Origin of the sequence: Sphingobacterium sp. BN32 (assembly GCF_030503615.1) — a bacterium.
Lineage (GTDB): Bacteria > Bacteroidota > Bacteroidia > Sphingobacteriales > Sphingobacteriaceae > Sphingobacterium.
Window position 1 is genome coordinate 3276584 of the sequence record NZ_CP129963.1, and the last position, 20663, is coordinate 3297246.

Genomic DNA, 20663 nt, shown 5'->3' on the forward strand with positions numbered 1-20663 from the left:
AAACGCAGTCAAGGAAATCGATGAACATCGAAACTTGTTGCCCATTCCCAGTTCCGAGAAAGACGATATAAAAGCCCTAAATAGATTCCCTCTTCATTCCCGAGCGACGACAATCGACCATAACCCTTCGCATAAAACTGATGGTAATCACGTTGGTAATTCCTGTAAGCGATAGAAGTCGAAAGCTTTGGACTTAAGGATGCGATAGCTCCGTAGGCATGCGCCCATCCCGAATTAAAACTGTGCGCAGACTCGCCAAACGTAAAAACATTACGCCAGGTAAAATGTGCATAGGCGCCCGTTTGCTGAAGTTGTCTTCCTCGAAAACGATAGGCGTTGTAATCCCGTTCTGCCGGTGAAAAGTAGTCTTTAAAATGGGTACTAAGGTAATTGAGCCCTAGCCTCAAGCTTTTCATTTCATATTCTGAATTCAAGCCATATAACCATTGCTTCACCGTTTTTCGATTGCGCTGTTCGGATGGCGTTCGATGCAACCCAGACCCGTTGATACTGGAAACAACAAGGGTATCCCCTTTGAATCTTAGCGTTCCTGTCAATTCGTTGAACGCTGCATAGGGCGTGAACTTAAATCGACCTTTCTCGGCGGTAAATGCCATACCTCGTAAGAACCCCGACTCTCGCATGCCGCTATGTTGCCGAATCCCAGCGCCTATATTTGCTACTTGCAGGACCGGATTCCCTCGCCCGAATTGCCCACCGGTCCAAATCGCAAGGCCCTGCCCAAACTGAATATGGTAATCTCCGACGATAATACGTTTGAAAATGCCATTATCTCTAATCAGAAGGGATCCTGAATTATAATCAAAACCATAGCGCTGTGCCAATTTAAAGAATGGTTCTCCAGCATCTTTAGCTGCATTGAAAGTGAGATAGTACTGCTTCCTATACTCCTGCCGGAGGCGAAGCCTAAACTTATCGGCCGTCCCCAAATATCGCGACCGCGAAGGCTCATCTATCTTAAAACCTCTTTTCTCTTCCAATTGTCGAAAATAACTGCCCATCACATATCCCTTCCCCTCTTTGACCATCATAGCAAATTCTGGCGTCAAAGCTTCACTCACTTTCACAAAAGGAAGGACTGCCTGAATAGTCCCCAGATCAAAGCCGCTAATTCCCTGCAACTCATAAACTGATGTGAATGCTCCAACCTTTTCCCGATGGTATAGAAACTGCTCAATCTGAAAGGAACTGAGAAAATAAAGCTGGTCCAAATCAGCTCTATCAGCTTTATTTAAGTCAAGTTGCCTCCTCCGCAATGCCTCTAGCTGCTCTATTCGCTCCGAAAGCTCCTCATCTGTACCTTCCTCATCGACAATATTATCGCTGATTATGCTGTTCAAATCAACCTCCCTTTCTTGGCAGAGACTTTCCAAACTGAGAAAGATTAATAGGAATAAACCAACGATTACGCGAGAAAACATACAGCTAAACTTGTTTATGCTAATCTATAAAATCATATTTCCTGTTGCGATATATATTTTCTTATTTAATAATTTAATGATATGGATTTAACTGTCCGGTGGCCGCGATATTCCGTAAAAATATTGATTTGCAGTACTTTGGCTACAGATATTTAGGAATTCTCAGGAAAACCTTTGCCTCGCCATGATTCTAGTACAACTTTTGATATGGTAAAAATCATACATATACTATTAAAATAACAAGCTAGATTGACTGCCAGCAAAACCGCCAAGCTACGCTCTAAAAAATATCAACGATGAAAATAAAGGTTATCATTACGGGCGCAACAGGCATGGTCGGAGAAGGCGTATTACAAGAGTGCTTACAGAATGATCAGGTCGAAAAGATTCTTCTCATCAATAGACGATCGGCAGGATACCAACACAGCAAACTTGACGAAATATTAATAAATGATTTTTTCGACTTAGAGGCAATTAAAAATAAAGTGGCTAACTACGATGCCTGCTTTTTCTGCTTGGGTATATCGTCGATCGGTATGAAGGAGCCGGAGTATACCAAAACAACTTACGATTTAGCATTAAATTTTGCGGGTTTATTAGCAGAAGTAAATCCAGGAATGACCTTTTGCTACGTCTCGGGCGCAGGGACCGACACATCCGAAAAGGGAAGATCCATGTGGTCACGGGTTAAAGGGAAAACAGAAAACGACCTGCAAAAGCTGTCGCTAAACGTTTATAATTTCCGTCCGGCATTTATGAAACCGTTTAAGAATGCAAAACATATAAAACCTGCATTGAAGCCGATAATCAGCATATTTTCCTTATTCCGCCCATTTAACCCGACTTATTTTTTAACGCTGGAAGAAGTTGGAAAAGCGATGATCAATGTGACAATCCACGGTTACTCGAAACATGTGCTCGAAACAAAAGACATTGCTTTTATGTCCAGTACCAAGTAATAAAAAAGGGAAGTCAAAAAATGACTTCCCTCTTTCTTTACACAGATTCTATTTCTAAAATCTCATGTTTATCTAATATCTGAATTAAATATCAATTTTTGCGTATTTAGCATTGCGCTCGATAAATTCTCTACGCGGAGCTACTTCATCGCCCATTAACATAGAGAAGATACGGTCGCTTTCTGCCGCATTCTCAATGGTAACTTGGCGCAATGTGCGTCTTTCAGGATCCATTGTTGTCTCCCATAACTGTTCCGCATTCATCTCACCAAGACCTTTATAACGTTGAACATGCACGCTATCTTCTTTACCGGCACCTTTCAGGCGCTGAATTGCTGCTAAGCGTTGGTCTTCGGTCCATGCATATTCAAACTCCTTACCTTTCTTAACCATGTATAAAGGCGGGGTTGCTATGTACACATAACCACGCTCGATCAATTCCTTCATGTAACGGAAATAGAATGTCAACAATAAGGTTGCAATGTGCGAACCGTCGACATCGGCATCCGTCATGATGATTATCTTATGGTAACGAAGTTTGTCCGTATTCAATGCCTTCGAATCTTCGGCAGTACCAATGCTGACACCAAGCGCCGTAAACATATTCTTGATCTCCTCATTTTCATAGATCTTATGTTCCATTGCTTTCTCCACGTTCAAAATCTTACCACGCAATGGCATAATCGCTTGAAACATACGGTCGCGACCTTGCTTCGCTGTACCACCCGCCGAGTCTCCCTCGACAAGGAACAGCTCACATTTTGCCGGATCATTATTAGAACAGTCAGCCAACTTACCCGGAAGACCTGAACCACCCATTACCGTTTTGCGCTGCACTAATTCGCGCGCTTTGCGGGCAGCCGCACGTGCTTGTGCCGCTACGATTACCTTCTGAACAATTAACTTAGCCTCTTTTGGGTTCTCTTCTAAGTAAGAACTTAAAATCTCCCCCACCGCTACGTCAACCGCCCCCATTACTTCGGAGTTCCCTAATTTCGTTTTAGTTTGTCCCTCGAACTGAGGCTCTGCAACCTTAACGGAAATAACGGCAGTCAACCCCTCGCGGAAGTCATCCCCCTGAATATCGACCTTCAGGTTTTTCAATAAACCAGAATCATCCGCATATTTCTTCAACGTACGTGTCAGACCGCGACGGAAACCAGCAACGTGAGATCCGCCTTCGATGGTATTGATGTTGTTCACATAGGAGTGAACATTCTCCGAATAGGTATCATTATATTGGAAGGAAAGTTCTACAGGAACGCCTTGCTTAATTCCCTCTACATAAATTGGTTCTGAGATAATAGATTGACGGTTACCATCCAAGAATTTAACAAACTCCTGCAAGCCGCCTTCAGAGAAGAACTCGTCTTTCTTAAAGCTTCCATCCTCTAAAATTTCGCGCTCATCGATTAACGTCAAGCGGATTCCTTTATTCAAAAACGCTAGCTCACGCAAACGGTTCGCTAATGTATCGTAGTTGTAAACCGTAGTGGTCGTAAAGATTTCGGGATCTGGATGAAAGGTAACGATTGTTCCGTTCTTCTCGGATGTACCGATTTCTTTGACATCAAACTGAGGCTTCCCTTGTGCATATTCCTGCACAAAGATCTTACCTTCACGATGTACTTCTGCACGTAATTTAGTTGATAAAGCATTCACACAGGATACACCCACCCCGTGCAAACCACCAGACACTTTATAGGTGTCCTTATCGAATTTACCCCCTGCGTGCAAAACCGTCATCACCAGCTCTAAAGCCGATTTATTTTCTTTCTTGTTGATACCCGTAGGGATACCACGACCATTATCGCTAACAGAGATGGAATTATCTTGATAAATTGTGACAATGATATCATCACAATATCCCGCAACAGCTTCGTCGATAGAGTTATCTACGACCTCATATACCAGGTGATGTAAACCTTTAACACCGGTATCACCAATGTACATGGAAGGGCGCTTACGCACTGCTTCCAGACCTTCTAATACCTGAATATTGTCTGCTGAATACGTAGATGCATTTTTATTTTCTTCGCTCATGAAAATACCTTAAAATTACGTTGATTAACTTTCAAAAATACGAAATTTTAAGCTAATTATCAAACCGTAAAGCGTTAAAAACAAACCCAAAAACAGGCGCTTTTTTTGCACATATCAACATAGTTTTTTAACGGCTTTTAACCTAAACGACTAGAATATTTAAAATTTTTATCTTAGGTTTGTCGTTTATAAAATTGAAATACACATTAGAATGAATAAAATAGCAAAATTGACCCTAGGCCTAATCGCTACAGCATCGGTAGTGGCTTGTAACCAACAAAGCGAAACTAAAACTCCAGCAGCAACGACGACGACAACAAATGCTGTCGCTGAAGCGAAAGAAGAGAAGATCGTTTATGTAAATTCTGACTCCCTTTCTGAACAATACCAATACTTTAAAGATATTCGTACGAAACTTGAAAATAAAGTAAAGAAAGCACAAAACGATTTGCAAGCAAAAGGTCAAGCTTACCAACGCGAAGTAGCTGAATACCAACAAAAGGCGGCTACCATGAGCGCAACAGATCGTCAAGCTACTGAAGAACGCTTGGTAAGACGTCAGCAAGAAATCCAACGCCTAGATCAAAATGCTTCTCAGTCTATCGCACAAGACGAAACTACTGAGTTTACTAAAGTATATACAACAGTAACAGATTACTTAAAGAAACACGCAGAAGAGAAAGGCTACAAATTTGTATTGACTTACTCGAAAACTAACCCTGCTGTTCTTTACGCTGATCCTGCATCTGACATTACAAAAACTGTAATCGACGCGCTGAATAGCGAATATAAAGCTACACAGACTTCAGAGAAGAAATAAGCTGGAAAAACCTAGCAACAAAAAAAGCCGCTAACTTTGTTAGTGGCTTTTTTTGGTTAGTAGTAAGTATTTAGTAGTTAGTATTTAGACCTATGGCTACTTTTAGAGGTTAGATGTGAGACGTTAGATTTTAGACCAGATAGCGGCAGGACCAACCATGCGATAAATCAGTACTTAACATGAGGCTATTCTAACCCATATCAAAGCCCTTTCCAAGCGGGTTTGATTGGGTTATACATTGGGTTTGAAAGGGAAGTGAAAGGGTTTTAAGCAGATGAAGGGTCGTTGTTGTGACGGAGAGGATTTGTCTTGAACCAAGAAAGGAAGGATTTTAAGATGACCATGATCCTGTCAATCCTTTTATCCTTTTTTTCCTGGTTCAAGACAATGCACCCTGTCAATCCTTTTATCCTTCCTTTCTTGGTTCAAGACAAACGTCTAATGTCTTAATACTAAATACTAACTACTAAATACTTACCCAACAATTTGCTACATTTGACTATGGTAAAACAGATTTTGAGCAAGGCACAACATGGATTTGATTGGTTTGATATCAGCAATCCTGCTATCGAAGATTTTGCAGATTTAAAAGACCGTTACAGTCTAAATGATGCATCGATCAAAGATTGTTTGGAAACGGGGCATCTTCCGAAGATTGAAGAGTTTGATAGCTATCATTTCCTCATTATCCGTTTTATCGCTGAAAACTTTCCTGAAAACTCCGATCATCTGATTGAAGTAACGAATAGGATTTCTATTTTTTATGATGAGGATTTCGTTATCACTGCCCACCGCTATGATATCCCTGTTTTGCAGGAGCTCATTGATATGGATAAAAGCAATAAGCGCTTTAAGTCGAGCAAAAGTCTGATCAATACCTTGGTATCGCTGTCTATCAAATCGTTTGAAAATTTGGTGGTCAATAGCTTGGCAACAAAGCTTGACCTTTATGAGGAAATTGTTTTTCTGCACAACCGTAGAAAACCATTCTTACGCAAGTTATACTACCTGAAGCGGCAGATTGACCTTATCCGAATTATTCTAACCTTCTATAAGGATATCGTTGAGTATTTCCATATGCCGGAATACCAGAATATCTATACACAAGATTTGAGGGATCTGTATTCCAGGACGAATACGCTTTATCGGAATATTGGTGAAAATACCGCACAATTGCTGTCGATTTATTTTAACATTGAGTCCAATCATACCAACGAAATCATGCGGACACTGACCATTATCTCGGTCTTCTTTATGCCGCTAACTTTTATTGTGGGTGTCTATGGCATGAACTTTAAGCACATGCCAGAACTCGAATGGTATTATGGATACGCCGCTGTAATGGCTGGTATGGCCATTCTATCGATCATTATCTATATCTGGTTCAAAAGAAAACGCTGGCTATAACAGGGGCGATTTCTTCGGCGCAGTTACCATGAAATCTTTCAGGTAGTAAGGTTCAAAATAAGCGACATCTTCAAAATCTCCAGCTTGGAATTTTTCGTAAGCTAGTGCATCTTGAAAACTTGCCTTGGCATCGAAGCCCAATGCAACTTGAATGGAGGCATTTTCTTTGAACTGCTCGTCAAATTTGTCTGCTCCTGAACCGAAAAAGATGAGGTGATGTCCATCTGCTAAATAGCTATCAAAAATTCCTGCATCAACAATCAACGCTTTTGTAGACTCGATAATTTGACCTTCGCCAGTTAATACCTGCGTGTACACTTCCTGACGTCGAGCATCAATCATCGGAAGCAGCAATGTCTTGTCTGATACTTGGGGAGAACCTGCCATAAAACCGCGATACATAGCGTCTAAGGTATTATTAGCAATCATAGGTATATCTAAGGCATAGCACAGTCCTTTGGCCGCAGACACGCCGATTCGCAATCCCGTGTATGATCCTGGCCCCTTACTCACAGCGACAGCCGAAAGATCATTCATCGTCAAAGAAGTTTCTTGAAGCAGGGATTCAATAAACAAGGTAAGGGATGAAGCATGCATGTTGGCCTCCTCGCCCACTATTTCATGTAGCGTTACACCGTTTTTTGCTAAAGACACTGAGCACAGCGGAGTTGCTGTTTCTATTGAAAGGATATAAATATCTGACATAGTAATTTTAAGGAACAGGGTCGTGGCCATGGCCACCCCATGGATTACAGCTTACAATACGTTTAATCGTTAACCAGCCTCCTTTGAAAGGTCCATGCTTCATAATTGCCTCCTTGCCATATTGCGAGCAGGTCGGCGTATACCGACAGTTAGCCCCCAGAAAGGGTGAGATAAAAAGCTGATAGAAGCGGATGATAATTAAGAACACCCATTGCAGGGGCAGCTTAATTCCTTTTTCCCAAAGTAGACGCAGCAAGTTCATGTGATAGTTTTTCTAGCAACAACTTCATTTTATGATGAAGATCAGTAAAAGGTATCTCCTCTTTACCGATGTATTGTATAGCTAATAACAAATGTAGGGAATGTTGGTTCAAATAATCATAAAGATTATGTTTTTCTAAACGATAGCACTCACGTATCAACCTTTTTAGGCGATTACGTGTGACAGCATGTTTAAAACGGCGTTTAGAAACGGAGGTAATTACTTGAACCGGGAAAGGTAGTGCGACTTCAGTGCGCGAAAATATCACGCGATAGGGATACACAACAAAAGAAGAACCATTATGGAAAAGGCCGTCAATTAACCTTTTGCTGCATAATCGTTCTTCTTTTGAAAATGTATATTTCTTCATCTCGATGAATAGATCCGGCATATTAGCGCTCGGCTCGTGGATCACCGGAGACCGAATAGATTACCCTTTGTGACGACCTTCGTCAGAAACAGTAAGACGTTTTCTACCTTTAGCTCTACGAGAAGCTAATACTCTTCTACCATTTGCAGAGCTCATACGCTCTCTGAAACCGTGTTTATTTCTTCTTTTTCTTTGTGAAGGTTGGAATGTTCTCTTCATGACGCTTTTATGCTTGTTTTAATACTTTGATTCAATTTCTCCCTCCGAAGAGGAATGCAAAAATAAAGTTTATTTCACAATTCCGCAACACTGAAATAATAATTAATAAAACTTTCAATGAAAAACAACACTCAGAAGTTCCTGAGCGCCATTAGGAAGGGGAAATAGCCAATAAAAAAGCAGATTATTTCGACCTCTAGTCTCTATAATCTGCTCTACGATAGAATCCTATCTTATTTATTTCTTAAGATATCGCGAATTTCAGTAAGCAATACTTCTTCTTTTGTAGGAGCCGGCGCTTCTTCTGGAGCTGCTGGCGCTTCACGTTTCAATGAATTGATGCCTTTGATCACCAAGAAAATACAGAAGGCAATAATGATAAATTGAATCAATACGTTGATGAATTCGCCATAACCGATTGCAACCTCTTCTACGCCTGCTGCCGGGTTAGCCTCTTTCAACACATATTTTAAGCTTGAGAAATCGATACCACCGGTTAACATCCCGATTGGCGGCATAATGATTTTATCAACTAGGGCAGTAACGATCTTCCCGAACGCTCCACCGATAACCACACCGACTGCTAAGTCGATTACGCTGCCACGCATGGCAAACTCTCTAAATTCTTTAAAAAACCCCATAATTTTATTTTTGTTTTAGTGCGAAAATTGCCGGCCAATTCCTAAGCCAACGCTTTAACAAACGCAAAAAAAATGCTTTAACACCACAATCTAAAATATTTTTTAGAATATATAGTAGATATTCGATAGAATTATTGGCAAATTGAAAAATAAATACAACATATGATAAACAAATATCAGAGAAACCGTTATATTTATAGCGTAAATATATAGTCTTAGTCATTAAATGACCTTAAGATATTTACGTTTTAAAATAATTTTTTCGTCATAATAATAAACTCGAGCTCGAGATTTTGTTAGACAAATTTATTAAATTACAATACAACAAAGTCTACTAAAGTAACAGCAGATACATGAAAAAAATACTAATAGCTGATGACCACATCATTGTTCGGTTAGGAGTATCTACAGCCATTAAGGAAACCCTAAAGAACACCGAAATTGTACATGCTGAAACCTATGATGAGGTCTATGACAAATTATCAAAAAGCCGATTTGACCTATTATTGCTCGATATCAATATGCCCGGGGGCAATAATATCAAAGTAATCAAAGAATTATTGGACATACAGTCTGACCTTAAAATCTTGGTATTTTCGTCTTACGATGAGAGCCTTTACGCGCTACGTTATATTGAAGCGGGCGCTGCGGGATATGTTAATAAGACCACTAGCATGACGGAATTCACAAATGCGATTAACAGCATTTTCGAACGCGGAAAGTACATGTCAGATGCGATCAAGGATCTTTATGTACAAAAGCTAACAACCAGCAAATCTAAAATTGATAGCCTGAATCCGTTGTATAAATTGTCTAACCGCGAAATGGATGTGGCAAGACATCTTATTGAAGGCTTAGGAATTATTGAAGTCTCCAGTCGTTTGAATTTAAGTTCCTCGACCGTGAGTACCTATAAGAGTAGAATATTCGAGAAATTAAATGTGCATAATATACCAGATTTGATTTCACTGTTTAAGATACATGCAGAAAAGGAGTAGTTAAACTACTCCTTTATTTTTACCGCCGTTTTTGGGTATCTAGCTAAGCAATTGTGCCATATCCACGACCGGTATATCTTTACGATCTACCATCTTTAATTCCTGTTGATTCCTAAATGTATAACCATCTTCATTTAGATTCCACAGAAGAGGCGCCAAGAAATTGATACAAGCTTTTGCGCCTTGATTTATCGCCCCCATGTTCTGCGTATCTTTAGAATTCTTAGCCTCATTTTCAATTTCGAACGGACCGCTAAATTGTAACTCATGCAATGCTCCGACAAACGCATTCCAGTCCATATCGTCTGTACCACCGAAGCCGGGCATCATGGCGGTATAATGATGTCTATCCCAATCGTGTTGCGGAATGGCCACACCGGCGGATGCTGCAAGTTCCGCATCAACATGTTGCATGGGATACATCCCTCCCCACTCTACTCTTGCTTTTCCGTGGTTCATCTTGGTCGTTTTTACATGGATGCGTTTTAGGCGGCTAATATCCATCGCTTTGATGACATCAACCGGGTTTACATTCTGCCATATATCATGCGAAGGGTCATAGATCTCTCCATGCGCCTTGCTAGGAATCATTGCATACATGAGCTTACGAGCAGCCAGAACGGCAGGCAAATTATTGTATGTACTTGAATAGCGCGAAGAACGCCAGCCCTCCATCGGGCAGTTTTCATATACCACTGTTACCCCCAGGTCCTCGGCATATTTAATGATCGGTCCAAAGATTCGCTTATACTCGTCTAAGTTCTTTTGGAAGCCATCAATCTCGTTTCCTAAAGTATGGTTATATCCGACGAAAGTTCCTACTTTGACGTCGTTCTCATCGCCACCCAACAGGTGCGCAATCCGAATAAGTTTTAATAAGTGATTTTGGTTTTTTACGCGTTCGACTTCATCGCCGCCGATCATATTCTCGAAGGCGCCTAAAGACAGCCTCAATCCCATCGTATTAAAGCGCTCTAGGGTAGCTTTCGCCTGTTCGGGTCCAAACCCTTCATAGTCTAAGTGCGTTGCTGTGTGATCCTCTCTAGTGCCATCCTTCCGGAACACGCAAAGATCGACACCCTGCGCACCATTGGCGCGAGCAACTTCTAACAATTCTGTTTGATTTAATTTATCATAGGCCGAGCTCATCAACCATATCGGGTTTTGTATTGATTTCATAGCGTTGAAGTTATCAAAATTTAGGCAGTAAAAAAGCCCTGACGGGCTTAGAATGTAACGAGACTCGAAGAAAAGCTTATTTCTTATTCTTTAAATCTTGAATTCCTAGACGCAGCGACTGCGATAGCGTTTTAATGTCTTGAAGACCTTTTCTCACGCGCGTACCTGCAGCGCTATTGCCTTTAGAGAAGAACTTTTCTGCATCTCCTTCCAAACCGTCAATAAGAGATTTTAATTCTTTGAATTTATCAATACTTGCCATAACTGTTAGATTTATGTGTTTATATTTAGTAACTAGCTTAAAATTAACATCTTTTTTGAAGAATCAAAATGTTAAAACAAAACTTTCATGTTTCCATGAAACCATTTAAAGGCATCAACGTTCTTGATGGCAGTTAAAAATAAACAGCCTAGGACAAAAAAAAGGTGACCTTCGCAGGCCACCCTTTTTTATTAAATAGGATAAGATTAATCAACGTTGTCGTGTAGGAACGAGTTGTTTGGTCTGATTTCAGTTTCTCCATCGTCGAACGATAAAGTGAAACGAGACACTTGCGACTGCGAAGAATGTGGAACATCTTCTAAAGTCTTCTGCTTTCTTTTGTAAGCAGGCTCATTCTCTAATTCTTGAAGTCCATTGGAAGACTTTAATTTCATGCTCAACTCTTTCAAACGTAAGATACGCTCTTTCGTTTTCAATAATTGATCTTCGAAATTGATCTCTTCTTTCTTCGCTTCTTCCAATTCTACTTCAGCAACAGGAAACTGTTCAAGTGCTTCTGCAGAAATAGGCGCCTCTTCTTCTTGCTCTTCTGCCGGTTTGTAAGCATCAAATACCGTTGGCAATTTGAACTCGAATAATGATGGCGTAGTTTTTAATTCGAAACCGTGTGGATTTGAATCTTCTTCAACTTCTTCGACCTCTGAAGCATTATCAAACTCTAAGGTATGACGAATGATCTTGTCACTGTTTTCAGCCACAGCAGCTGTACTAGGACTAGTCACCGTTTTATTAGAGAATAGATCTTGCGGAGGTTGTGCCGAAGGGTTCTCTACCGGTTGAGAAGGCTTTACAAAAGCACTTTGATCAACAGCAGGACGTTCAGCAAATTGATTCTGAGAAACAGGTTTTACAAAAGCAGAAGTTTGAACTTCTGGTGTTAAGGGAATAGCAATCTTCTCTTTTTCTTTCTCCTTAACGCGCTCTTCTGATGTTTGGAAACCTGTAGCTATAATCGTAACAGAAAGTTCTTCGTCGTAGTTCTCATCGATACAGTTACCCCAGATTAAGTCAGCGGATAAACCAGCTTTCTCCTGAATGTAATCTGTAACAATAGCAACCTCGTCCATAGTTACCTCGCGTTTTCCGGAAGTAATATTTAACAAGATATAACGAGCACCTTCAATTTCATTATCTTTTAATAATGGCGATGCTAAAGCACCAGTAACAGCGTCTAATGCACGTTGTTCACCAGTTGCGATGGCATTACCCATGATTGCCACACCACTATCATTCATTACTGTGCGCACGTCTTTGAAATCGACGTTCACATATCCTGGAATGGTAATGATCTCTGCAATACCTTTTGCAGCTGTTGTTAAAATATCATCTGCTTTCGCAAATGCAGCTGTCATGGTCAAGTTACCGAAGATCTCACGTAAGCGATCATTCGAAATAACTAAATAAGAGTCCACATATTTACGTAGTTCGCCAAGCCCTTCCTCAGCTTGCATACGACGTCTTTTACCTTCGAACGTAAATGGAGTAGTAATAATAGCAACGGTTAGAATTCCTAATTCTTTCGCAGCCTTCGCTAATACCGGACTTGCTCCAGTACCTGTACCGCCACCCATACCAGCAGTGATGAAAAGCATCTTTGTATTGGTACCTAACATGCGTTTGATATCCTCAATACTCTCGATTGCTGAGTTCTCACCAACATCTGGGTCAGCACCTGCCCCCATACCTTCAGTTAAGCTCGCGCCTAATTGAACCTTATTTGGAATCGGGCTCAGCTCCAATGCTTGCGCATCTGTATTACAAACGATGAAGTCTACACCAGAAATCCCTTGCTTATACATGTGATTTACGGCATTCCCACCGCCACCACCAACACCAATTACCTTGATAATTGATGAATTCTCCTTTAACATTTCAAATTGTATCGACATATATGTTATCCTATTTAATTCTTCCTCAAGCAATTACGTTATCGCAATTTGACTCAACAATTCTAATGTAATATTACCAAAATCTTAACAACAGTTTTCCACATTTGTTAAAATGTGGAAAAATTGAACGATGTGGAAAATTATTTCTTTCCGATGAATGTATCATCGTCGATATCGGCGCCATCCTTGATCCAATCGCCTAAGAATCGCGTCAACCAACCTTCCTTTTTTGATTGTCCCTCCGCTATTTCTTTAACGCCTTCCTTCGCTTTTTCTTTTGTTTGAGGAGCTTTTTTAATTACTTTTTCTTCGTTGCGCATCTCCTCCTCTTCAATCGACTGAATACCTTTAATCAACAGTCCGATACCCGTTGCATACAATGGGCTCTTCAACTCGTCAAAGGCTTGTTTATTCAACATCTCTGTTTTTGCTAAATACTCATTCGGATATCCGATACGGCAATCAATTCCTGTGATATATTCAACTAATTGAACTAAGTGTTTCAATTGCGCACCACCACCTGTAATAACAATACCTGCAATCAATTTATCTTCATAACCTGAAGATTTAATCTCGTAGTAAACATGCTCGATGATCTCTTCCATTCTAGCTTGGATGATATAAGCTAGATTCTTTACAGAGATTTCTTTTGCTTCACGACCGCGGATACCAGGTACACAGATCACCTCGTTATCTTTGTTTTCGTCAGCTAATGCAGAACCGTAACGTACTTTCAATTGCTCTGCTTGATTGCGCAATACAGAACATCCCTGACGGATATCTTCTGTAACGATATTACCACCCAATGGAATTACCGCTGTATGACGGATAATACCCTCGTGGAAGATCGCTACGTCTGTTGTACCACCACCGATATCAACTAACACCACACCTGCCGTTTTTTCCTCTTCATCCAACACAGCTTCGGATGATGCAAGAGGTTCTAAGATCAATTCTGAAACTTCCAGATCTGAATTGTCTACACAACGCTTAATGTTTTTGATGTCAGTAACACGACCGGAGATAATATGGAAATTTGCTTCCACACGACGGCCAGCCATACCGATAGGTTCTTTGATACCAGGTTCGTTGTCAATAGTAAACTCCTGAGGCAACACGTGGATAATCTCCTCTCCCGGAGGCAAAACCAACTTATACATGTCCGAGATCAAACGCTCAATATCTAAACGTCCGATTTCATCATCATCGTTCTTGGTTAAGATACCACGGTGTTGAATACTTTTAATGTGCTGACCCGCAATACCCACGTTGACAACCTTGATGTCTACGTTTGATTGCCCTTCCGCTACGGCAACGGCCTCACGAATACTTGTAACCGTTTTCTGGATATTTGCTACTACCCCACGGTTAACACCTGCGGATTCAGCCTTGCCGACACCTAAAAGCTCCACCTTATTGACCCCACTACGACGACCAACGGTTACACAAATCTTTGTTGTTCCGATGTCCAATCCAACAATAATTGGATTCTCTTTTTCATTTTCTACAATTCTAGGTTTCATATGCTGTGTTTGATGCTGTATGTTATTAATTCTTTCTGTTTACTTCTTATTCATTTTCATCTGCAAGCTATCGATGAACCAATCACCATTGCGCTCGCAAATAATTTGGCCGCCATATTTCACATTCACTTTGCTATAGGCGCCAGTCCCCACTCTTGGCATAATATGCTTATAGAAGGTCGTCAATCGATTCAATTTATAATCCAATGAATCGGCGCTTCCGATAATCAAGGCTTGCTCACCAACACGAGGAACAATCTCTATATCGCGATCGCTGTTGACAAAGAGCTGTACGATTTGGTTGCTCCATAGTTCGTCATGCTTAGTATGCTCAACAACATTTACTAGATCTTTGACTAGCGAAGATTGTACAGGCTCCAAAGCTTTCTTATAACCTTCTTTGATATTTCCGTTCGCAACCATCACATGCGGAACATATTTCAAGGTCACCGGAATCTTTTTGTTCTTGGAGTCTACATAATACTCCTGCCCCATCTGATTGATGACACGAAGTACAACCTCGCGCTGCATAACCTGCACCTGCATCGTTCCATCCATGTCCATATGCACATCCGCTTCCGATACGTAAGGCGATTTCTTCAACTCGTTCTCGATCTTCTGCAATGGAATTTCATTCAGATTCTTACCCACAACACGACCAAACTTGTCTTGAATCATCGAGGAAATATCCTGCTGATCGATGAACGTCTCTTTACCCTCTACTAAAACCTTCAGTGATGTACATACCTGCACCTGATCTTTCTTCGATACCAGGCTCATCAACATACCGACTCCAACCAAGGATGCAATTCCTAGGAAAAAGTAGCCTACTTGGCGCCACTGTATGTTTCTAATTTTATTAAGCATTTGTCAACACTTCTTTAATCGGTTTAACCAACTTATCAATATCTCCTGCTCCCACAGTTACAACCAACTCCGGACTTTCGGCTTTTACAATCGCCAATACTTCTTCCGGACTTACCAAACGCTTGTTTTCTAAGCGAACCTTTTCCAACAACCATTGCGAATCCACTCCCGGAATCGGCAATTCACGTGCTGGATAGATCTCCATCAACAACAGCTCATCTGCTAAAGCTAAAACCTCTGCGAAGCCATCGACGAAGTCACGCGTACGGGTGAACAAGTGCGGCTGAAATACAACCGTTAATTTCTTATTCGGATAAAGCTTCTTCATTGATGTCAAAAATGCACGCAACTCCTCTGGATGATGCGCATAGTCATCGATGTAAATATGCTCTGGCGATTTAAAAATATATTCAAAACGACGCTTCACGCCTGCGAATGTCGACAATGCATGAACGATCTTCGGAGCAGCAATTCCTAATAGCTTTGCAACAGTAATCGCAGCAACCGCATTCTCTACATTATGCAATCCCGGAATACCTAGATGAATATCCTTGATCGTCAAATCTTCCGAGTGATAATCAAAATAGAACTCGCCATCTTTAACAACAACGTTCTCCGCGTATGCATCGCAAACTTCTTCACGAGCATAGTTGATATCTGCCGCAAATGGCAATCCTTTTCTTACGATCTTTTGGCCATCCTCTACCACGCGATCCAAAAACATCTGGAAAGACTCCTGAAGCTTGCTCGCCTCGCCGTAGATATCCAAGTGATCAGCATCCGCAGATGTCACGATCGCAATATTCGGATGCAGCGTCAAAAATGAACGATCATACTCATCCGCTTCAACAACCACGACGTTATTATCGCCGAACAAAACGTTATTTTGGTAGTTCGTACTGATTCCGCCTAAGAAAGCAGAACAGTCATAACCACTATCTTTCAATATATGAGCAACCATGGTCGACGTTGTTGTCTTGCCATGCGTGCCTGCAACAGCAATCGTGAAACGACTTGCTGAAATAAAACCTAATACCTGAGAGCGTTTATACAGCTCATGACCCGCTTTAATGAAATGTGACTTCAAAGCTAAATCTGCAGGAATAGCTGGTGTAAAGATGATTAAGGTATCTTCACCTGCCGAGTCAAACGATGCTGGCACTGCCGCCACATCATCTGTATAAATAATCGGCATCCCCTCTTCCTCTAATGTTCTGGTCAACTCTGTCGACGTACGATCATAGCCCGCAACCTCACAACCTAAGCGACTAAAATAACGAGCAAGACCGCTCATACCGATACCACCGATACCCAATAAATAAACTCGTTTAATCTTGTCGATATTCATCTTTACTTTCTTATTAAATTCAATACTTCTTGTGCAATCACCACATCAGCATCTGCTAATGCCAGTTTATTGATCGCATCGCCTAAAGCCTGCATCTTCGGTTCATCATTCAGCAAGCTTAATAGCGTGCTGACCAAAACCTCACGTGCCTCATTGTCTTTCACCATGATAGCCGCGTCTTTGCTGACTAATGCCATCGCATTTTTCGTCTGATGATCATCCGAAACATTCGGTGAAGGAACCAATACTACTGGCTTTCCAACTACACATAACTCGGAAATAGTACCAGCACCTGCACGTCCCACGATCACATCTGCCGCCGCATACGCATAGTCCATACGGTCTACGAAGGCCATCAATTTGATCTCTTCGGGAAGCGAGTCGCCTAGCTCCTCTTTTAGTTTCTCATAGTAGTAACCACCACATTGCCAAATCACCTGAACGCCTGCCGCAACAAATTGCGGAATACCCGCTTTGATACAATCGTTCAATGTCAAGGCGCCTAAGCTACCACCGGTAACCAAAATGGTCTTCTTATTCATATCCAATGCAAAGGCATTGATTGCTTCCTCGCGCTTATTCTCAATCGCCACGGAAGACTTACGAATAGGATTACCGGTCAACAGAATGCGCTCGGCTGGAAAGAAACGATCCATACCCTCGTACGCAACACAGATCTTCTTTGCTTTTGCGCCCAACTTCTTGTTGGTCACTCCGGCATAAGAGTTCTGCTCCTGGATAATTGTCGGTAAACCCATCATATTGGCCATCATCAATAATGGACCCGATGCATAACCGCCAACACCAATTGCCACTTCGGCGTTAAACTGTTTAAGAACGCTGCGCGCTTTCAAAAGACTCTTTAGCATTTTGAATGGAAGCGCTAAGTTTTTCAATAAAGATTGGCGGTTGATACCGACGATATCCAAACCTACAATCTCATATCCTGCTGCTGGCACACGCTCCATCTCCATCTTGCCCTCTGCACCAACAAATAAAATCTCCGTGTCGGGCGCCAATTGCTTCAAAGCATTCGCAATCGCAATCGCCGGGAAAATATGTCCTCCCGTGCCGCCTCCACTTATGATTACTTTATGCGCCATATATTTATATAGTACCCACTACCACCTTACGAGCAGCTGGCTTTTTAACTACGTCTAATTCTTCTTTATGCTTCAACTCTTCAATGTTACGGCTCACACTTAGGATAATCCCTAAGGCCACACTCGTAAACAAAATCGACGTTCCTCCCATACTGACCAAGGGTAATGGAACACCCGTTACCGGGCCAAGCCCTACCGCAACAGCCATATTGGCCAACGCCTGTATCGTCAAACTGAAGCCCAAGCCTGCTGCCAAAAAGGCCCCGAAGGCTCGCGGACTTAAAGTCACGATTCGGATGCATCGATACATCAAGGCAATATATAGGAACAGCAATACTGCACCTCCTATCGTGCCATACTCTTCAATAATAATCGCGAAGATGAAATCCGAATATGGGTGAGGCAATACGTTACGTTGAACTGAATTACCGATACCTTTTCCGAACATCTCTCCTGTTGCAATTGCAATCTTCGCGTTGTTCGCCTGGAAGTTTTTATCCTCCTGAAATGAACCTTTCGACTCATGAACCTCCTCCGTTTGGAAGAAACCCTGAATACGACTAATATAGGTACCGCGACGTGGTCCTAATAGCATAACCAGTGTCAGCAACACCGCTCCGCCCAGACATACCACTGCAATCTGTTTAAAGTCGATACGCCCAATCATCAGCAATAGAACACTTACACCAAACAGCATCAATGCGGTCGATAAGTTTGCTAAGGCAATTAATACGAATACCGCACAAACGGCGCCCATGATAGGGATGAACGACTTTTTAACGTCTTTAATTTCTTCCTGCTTTCTCGACAGCATACGCGCCAAGAAAGTAATCAAGGCAAGTTTTGCTAAATCCGACGTTTGGAAGGTCTGATTAATGATCGGAATAGTCAACCAACGACTCGCCTCATTCACCTTGCTACCAAACATCAACGTGTAAAGCAACAATGGAATCGTGATCAACATCAACAGTTTGGATATTCCAGCATAATAGCGGTAATCTAACTTGTGCGATAAGTACATTAATCCTAAGCCCGCCACAACGATAAAAAGGTGCTTGAACAGATACATCTCGGTACCTTTGCCTTCTTTATAAGCCAAAGTACCTACAGAACTGTAAACTGCTAGTAGTGACCAAATGGATAACAAGATCACAATGATCCAGATCCACTTATCGCCTTTTAGTTTAGAAAAAATGTATTCCATAGATCCCCCTTCTATTTTTATAAAGCCATTACAGCTTCCTTAAATTTATCACCACGCTCTTCGTAGTTCTTGAACCAATCAAAGCTTGCACAAGCAGGCGACAACAAGACTGTATCTCCTTTTTTCGCAAGATGAGAAGCAATCTGAACCGCATCAGACATCGACGCTGAATTAACGATCACATCCGTATCATCCTCAAAAGCCTCATGAATGCGACCAGTATCTTTACCAATACAGATAATCGCTTTTACCTTTGACTTTACTAAATCGCGCAACATATCGTAATCATTGCCTTTATCCACACCACCCATAATCAAAACGATGTCTGTAGAGAAACTCTCCAAGGCATACCATACCGAGTTTACGTTTGTTGCCTTTGAATCATTGATATAATTCACGCCACCAACGCTAGCCACATGCTCTAGTCTGTGTTCAATATTTACAAAGGATCCCATACTCTCCTTCATCGACTGATTGCGCAATTCTTGAACTTTTGCAATCAATCCCGCCGCACTGTTATTGTAAACATTGTGCTTGCCCTGTAACGATAATTCTTCAATATTCATGGTAAAAACTTCTCTATTAGGTACTAAAATGTTCAAATTGTTCTCCGCATCAACAAAAGCCCCCTGAGTCAATGCTTGATCCTGTGTAAATGGCAAATGAATAGCCTTTGTAGGATGCTTATCCAATGCCGCTACTGTTTCCGGATCATCTAAACAGTAAATGAAGTAATCCGTCTCGCGTTGGTTCTGCAGCATTCTAAATTTAGAAGCCACATAATTCTCCATCTTATAGTCGTAGCGATCTAAATGATCGGGCGTAATATTTAAGATGACAGCGACATCTGCACGGAAATGATACATATCATCCAACATAAAGCTGGAAATCTCCAATACATAACAGGCATGCGGATCGCGAGCTACTTGTAAAGCGAAACTGTTACCGATATTTCCTGCCAAGCCAACATCCAATCCTGCATTTTTCAACAGCGTATAAGTTAGCATGGTGGTTGTCGTCTTGCCGTTAGAACCCGTAATGCAATATAATTTTGCATCGGTGTATTGCGCAGCAAACTCAATCTCCGAGATCAATGGCTTATTTAAAGAACGTAACTGTTTGATCAATGGAGCCTTCTCCGGAATACCCGGGCTCTTCACTAGCAAATCAGCATTCAATATCAGTTCCTCACTGTGCTTACCCTCTTCAAAAGAGATTTGCTCTTTTTCCAAGATCTGCTTGTAAGAATCAGCGATCTGCCCCATATCGGAAACAAATACATCAAAACCCTTATCCTTACCTAAAATTGCAGCCCCTACGCCACTCTCGCCCGCACCTAGGATTACTAGGCGGCCAGATTGTGGATAATAGGTATGTGCTATATTTGACATCTCTTTATTT

Annotated in this window: 20 protein-coding genes; 4 read left to right on the forward strand and 16 right to left on the reverse strand. The window is 41.4% G+C overall.

Going from position 1 to position 20663, the window contains the following annotated elements:
• Positions 1 to 8: 8 nt before the first annotated feature.
• Positions 9 to 1361, reverse strand: coding sequence for a helix-hairpin-helix domain-containing protein (locus QYC40_RS13855; protein ID WP_301990720.1), 1353 nt, complete (start codon positions 1359 to 1361; stop codon positions 9 to 11).
• Between the two features lie 377 nt (positions 1362 to 1738).
• On the opposite strand from QYC40_RS13855, the gene QYC40_RS13860 reads away from it, so the two are divergent.
• Positions 1739 to 2401 carry an NAD-dependent epimerase/dehydratase family protein gene (locus QYC40_RS13860; RefSeq protein WP_301990721.1) on the forward strand — a complete coding sequence of 221 codons (663 nt, stop codon included), beginning with the start codon at positions 1739 to 1741 and terminating at the stop codon, positions 2399 to 2401.
• An 84-nt stretch (positions 2402 to 2485) separates the two neighbouring features.
• Here the strand turns inward: QYC40_RS13860 and gyrB are convergent, their stop codons facing one another.
• Positions 2486 to 4444 (reverse strand): DNA topoisomerase (ATP-hydrolyzing) subunit B, encoded by a 1959-nt coding sequence (gene gyrB / locus QYC40_RS13865; protein ID WP_301990722.1) that lies wholly within the window; start codon positions 4442 to 4444, stop codon positions 2486 to 2488.
• Positions 4445 to 4655: 211 nt separating this feature from the next.
• Between gyrB and QYC40_RS13870 the strand changes: the two genes are divergently transcribed.
• Together QYC40_RS13870 and QYC40_RS13875 are read left to right on the forward strand one after the other, a co-directional pair.
• On the forward strand, positions 4656 to 5264 hold the full coding sequence (locus tag QYC40_RS13870) for an OmpH family outer membrane protein (protein WP_301990723.1): 609 nt from the start codon (positions 4656 to 4658) through the stop codon (positions 5262 to 5264).
• A gap of 501 nt (positions 5265 to 5765) precedes the next feature.
• Complete coding sequence (locus QYC40_RS13875; protein ID WP_301990724.1) at positions 5766 to 6671, forward strand: CorA family divalent cation transporter; 906 nt, start codon at positions 5766 to 5768, stop codon at positions 6669 to 6671.
• Here QYC40_RS13875 and tsaB read toward each other — a convergent pair.
• From tsaB to mscL, 5 genes are all read right to left on the reverse strand, one after another.
• Positions 6666 to 7376, reverse strand: coding sequence for a tRNA (adenosine(37)-N6)-threonylcarbamoyltransferase complex dimerization subunit type 1 TsaB (gene tsaB, locus QYC40_RS13880; RefSeq protein ID WP_301990725.1), 711 nt, complete (start codon positions 7374 to 7376; stop codon positions 6666 to 6668). The genes QYC40_RS13875 and tsaB overlap by 6 nt on opposite strands.
• A 7-nt stretch (positions 7377 to 7383) precedes the next feature.
• Entirely contained in the window at positions 7384 to 7638 is a 255-nt protein-coding gene (gene yidD, locus QYC40_RS13885; protein WP_301990726.1) for a membrane protein insertion efficiency factor YidD, read from the reverse strand.
• Complete coding sequence (locus QYC40_RS13890) at positions 7601 to 8029, reverse strand: ribonuclease P protein component (RefSeq protein WP_367652282.1); 429 nt, start codon at positions 8027 to 8029, stop codon at positions 7601 to 7603. Before QYC40_RS13890 ends, yidD begins: the two co-directional genes overlap by 38 nt.
• Positions 8030 to 8068: 39 nt before the next feature.
• Positions 8069 to 8227, reverse strand: coding sequence for a 50S ribosomal protein L34 (gene rpmH / locus QYC40_RS13895; protein ID WP_301990728.1), 159 nt, complete (start codon positions 8225 to 8227; stop codon positions 8069 to 8071).
• A gap of 233 nt (positions 8228 to 8460) precedes the next feature.
• Positions 8461 to 8868 carry a large-conductance mechanosensitive channel protein MscL gene (mscL, locus tag QYC40_RS13900; RefSeq protein ID WP_301990729.1) on the reverse strand — a complete coding sequence of 136 codons (408 nt, stop codon included), beginning with the start codon at positions 8866 to 8868 and terminating at the stop codon, positions 8461 to 8463.
• A 353-nt stretch (positions 8869 to 9221) separates the two neighbouring features.
• Here mscL and QYC40_RS13905 point away from each other — a divergent pair, with 353 nt between their 5' ends.
• Positions 9222 to 9866: a response regulator transcription factor gene (locus QYC40_RS13905; RefSeq protein ID WP_301990730.1), complete on the forward strand. Its 645-nt coding sequence runs from the start codon at positions 9222 to 9224 to the stop codon at positions 9864 to 9866.
• Positions 9867 to 9905: 39 nt separating this feature from the next.
• Here QYC40_RS13905 and QYC40_RS13910 read toward each other — a convergent pair whose 3' ends face one another.
• The 9 genes from QYC40_RS13910 to murD form a co-directional block, all read right to left on the reverse strand.
• Complete coding sequence (locus QYC40_RS13910; protein WP_301990731.1) at positions 9906 to 11045, reverse strand: sugar phosphate isomerase/epimerase; 1140 nt, start codon at positions 11043 to 11045, stop codon at positions 9906 to 9908.
• Between the two features lie 76 nt (positions 11046 to 11121).
• The gene (locus tag QYC40_RS13915; protein WP_149525106.1) at positions 11122 to 11307 is read right to left on the reverse strand and encodes a histone H1; all 186 of its coding nucleotides are present in this window, start codon (positions 11305 to 11307) and stop codon (positions 11122 to 11124) included.
• A gap of 206 nt (positions 11308 to 11513) precedes the next feature.
• The gene (ftsZ, locus tag QYC40_RS13920; protein ID WP_301990732.1) at positions 11514 to 13217 is read right to left on the reverse strand and encodes a cell division protein FtsZ; all 1704 of its coding nucleotides are present in this window, start codon (positions 13215 to 13217) and stop codon (positions 11514 to 11516) included.
• A gap of 140 nt (positions 13218 to 13357) precedes the next feature.
• Positions 13358 to 14740 carry a cell division protein FtsA gene (gene ftsA / locus QYC40_RS13925; RefSeq protein ID WP_301990733.1) on the reverse strand — a complete coding sequence of 461 codons (1383 nt, stop codon included), beginning with the start codon at positions 14738 to 14740 and terminating at the stop codon, positions 13358 to 13360.
• Between the two features lie 39 nt (positions 14741 to 14779).
• A complete protein-coding gene (locus tag QYC40_RS13930; protein ID WP_301990734.1) occupies positions 14780 to 15607 on the reverse strand; it encodes a cell division protein FtsQ/DivIB in 828 nt (275 codons plus the stop codon).
• Positions 15600 to 16955 (reverse strand): UDP-N-acetylmuramate--L-alanine ligase, encoded by a 1356-nt coding sequence (gene murC, locus QYC40_RS13935; protein ID WP_301990735.1) that lies wholly within the window; start codon positions 16953 to 16955, stop codon positions 15600 to 15602. Before murC ends, QYC40_RS13930 begins: the two co-directional genes overlap by 8 nt.
• Before the next feature lie 2 nt (positions 16956 to 16957).
• Complete coding sequence (murG, locus tag QYC40_RS13940; RefSeq protein ID WP_301990736.1) at positions 16958 to 18058, reverse strand: undecaprenyldiphospho-muramoylpentapeptide beta-N-acetylglucosaminyltransferase; 1101 nt, start codon at positions 18056 to 18058, stop codon at positions 16958 to 16960.
• A gap of 4 nt (positions 18059 to 18062) precedes the next feature.
• Positions 18063 to 19262, reverse strand: a complete 1200-nt coding sequence (locus QYC40_RS13945; protein ID WP_301990737.1) for an FtsW/RodA/SpoVE family cell cycle protein — start codon at positions 19260 to 19262, stop codon at positions 18063 to 18065.
• Between the two features lie 17 nt (positions 19263 to 19279).
• Positions 19280 to 20653 (reverse strand): UDP-N-acetylmuramoyl-L-alanine--D-glutamate ligase, encoded by a 1374-nt coding sequence (gene murD, locus QYC40_RS13950; protein WP_301990738.1) that lies wholly within the window; start codon positions 20651 to 20653, stop codon positions 19280 to 19282.
• Positions 20654 to 20663 lie beyond the last annotated feature (10 nt).

Coding starts and splice junctions, on each gene's coding strand:
- QYC40_RS13860 (WP_301990721.1), top strand. CDS start 1,739: ATGAAAATAAAGGTTATCATTACGGGCGCAACAGGCATGGTCGGAGAA.
- gyrB (WP_301990722.1), bottom strand. CDS start 4,444: ATGAGCGAAGAAAATAAAAATGCATCTACGTATTCAGCAGACAATATT.
- QYC40_RS13870 (WP_301990723.1), top strand. CDS start 4,656: ATGAATAAAATAGCAAAATTGACCCTAGGCCTAATCGCTACAGCATCG.
- QYC40_RS13875 (WP_301990724.1), top strand. CDS start 5,766: ATGGTAAAACAGATTTTGAGCAAGGCACAACATGGATTTGATTGGTTT.
- tsaB (WP_301990725.1), bottom strand. CDS start 7,376: ATGTCAGATATTTATATCCTTTCAATAGAAACAGCAACTCCGCTGTGC.
- yidD (WP_301990726.1), bottom strand. CDS start 7,638: ATGAACTTGCTGCGTCTACTTTGGGAAAAAGGAATTAAGCTGCCCCTG.
- QYC40_RS13890 (WP_367652282.1), bottom strand. CDS start 8,029: ATGCCGGATCTATTCATCGAGATGAAGAAATATACATTTTCAAAAGAA.
- rpmH (WP_301990728.1), bottom strand. CDS start 8,227: ATGAAGAGAACATTCCAACCTTCACAAAGAAAAAGAAGAAATAAACAC.
- mscL (WP_301990729.1), bottom strand. CDS start 8,868: ATGGGGTTTTTTAAAGAATTTAGAGAGTTTGCCATGCGTGGCAGCGTA.
- QYC40_RS13905 (WP_301990730.1), top strand. CDS start 9,222: ATGAAAAAAATACTAATAGCTGATGACCACATCATTGTTCGGTTAGGA.
- QYC40_RS13910 (WP_301990731.1), bottom strand. CDS start 11,045: ATGAAATCAATACAAAACCCGATATGGTTGATGAGCTCGGCCTATGAT.
- QYC40_RS13915 (WP_149525106.1), bottom strand. CDS start 11,307: ATGGCAAGTATTGATAAATTCAAAGAATTAAAATCTCTTATTGACGGT.
- ftsZ (WP_301990732.1), bottom strand. CDS start 13,217: ATGTCGATACAATTTGAAATGTTAAAGGAGAATTCATCAATTATCAAG.
- ftsA (WP_301990733.1), bottom strand. CDS start 14,740: ATGAAACCTAGAATTGTAGAAAATGAAAAAGAGAATCCAATTATTGTT.
- QYC40_RS13930 (WP_301990734.1), bottom strand. CDS start 15,607: ATGCTTAATAAAATTAGAAACATACAGTGGCGCCAAGTAGGCTACTTT.
- murC (WP_301990735.1), bottom strand. CDS start 16,955: ATGAATATCGACAAGATTAAACGAGTTTATTTATTGGGTATCGGTGGT.
- murG (WP_301990736.1), bottom strand. CDS start 18,058: ATGGCGCATAAAGTAATCATAAGTGGAGGCGGCACGGGAGGACATATT.
- QYC40_RS13945 (WP_301990737.1), bottom strand. CDS start 19,262: ATGGAATACATTTTTTCTAAACTAAAAGGCGATAAGTGGATCTGGATC.
- murD (WP_301990738.1), bottom strand. CDS start 20,653: ATGTCAAATATAGCACATACCTATTATCCACAATCTGGCCGCCTAGTA.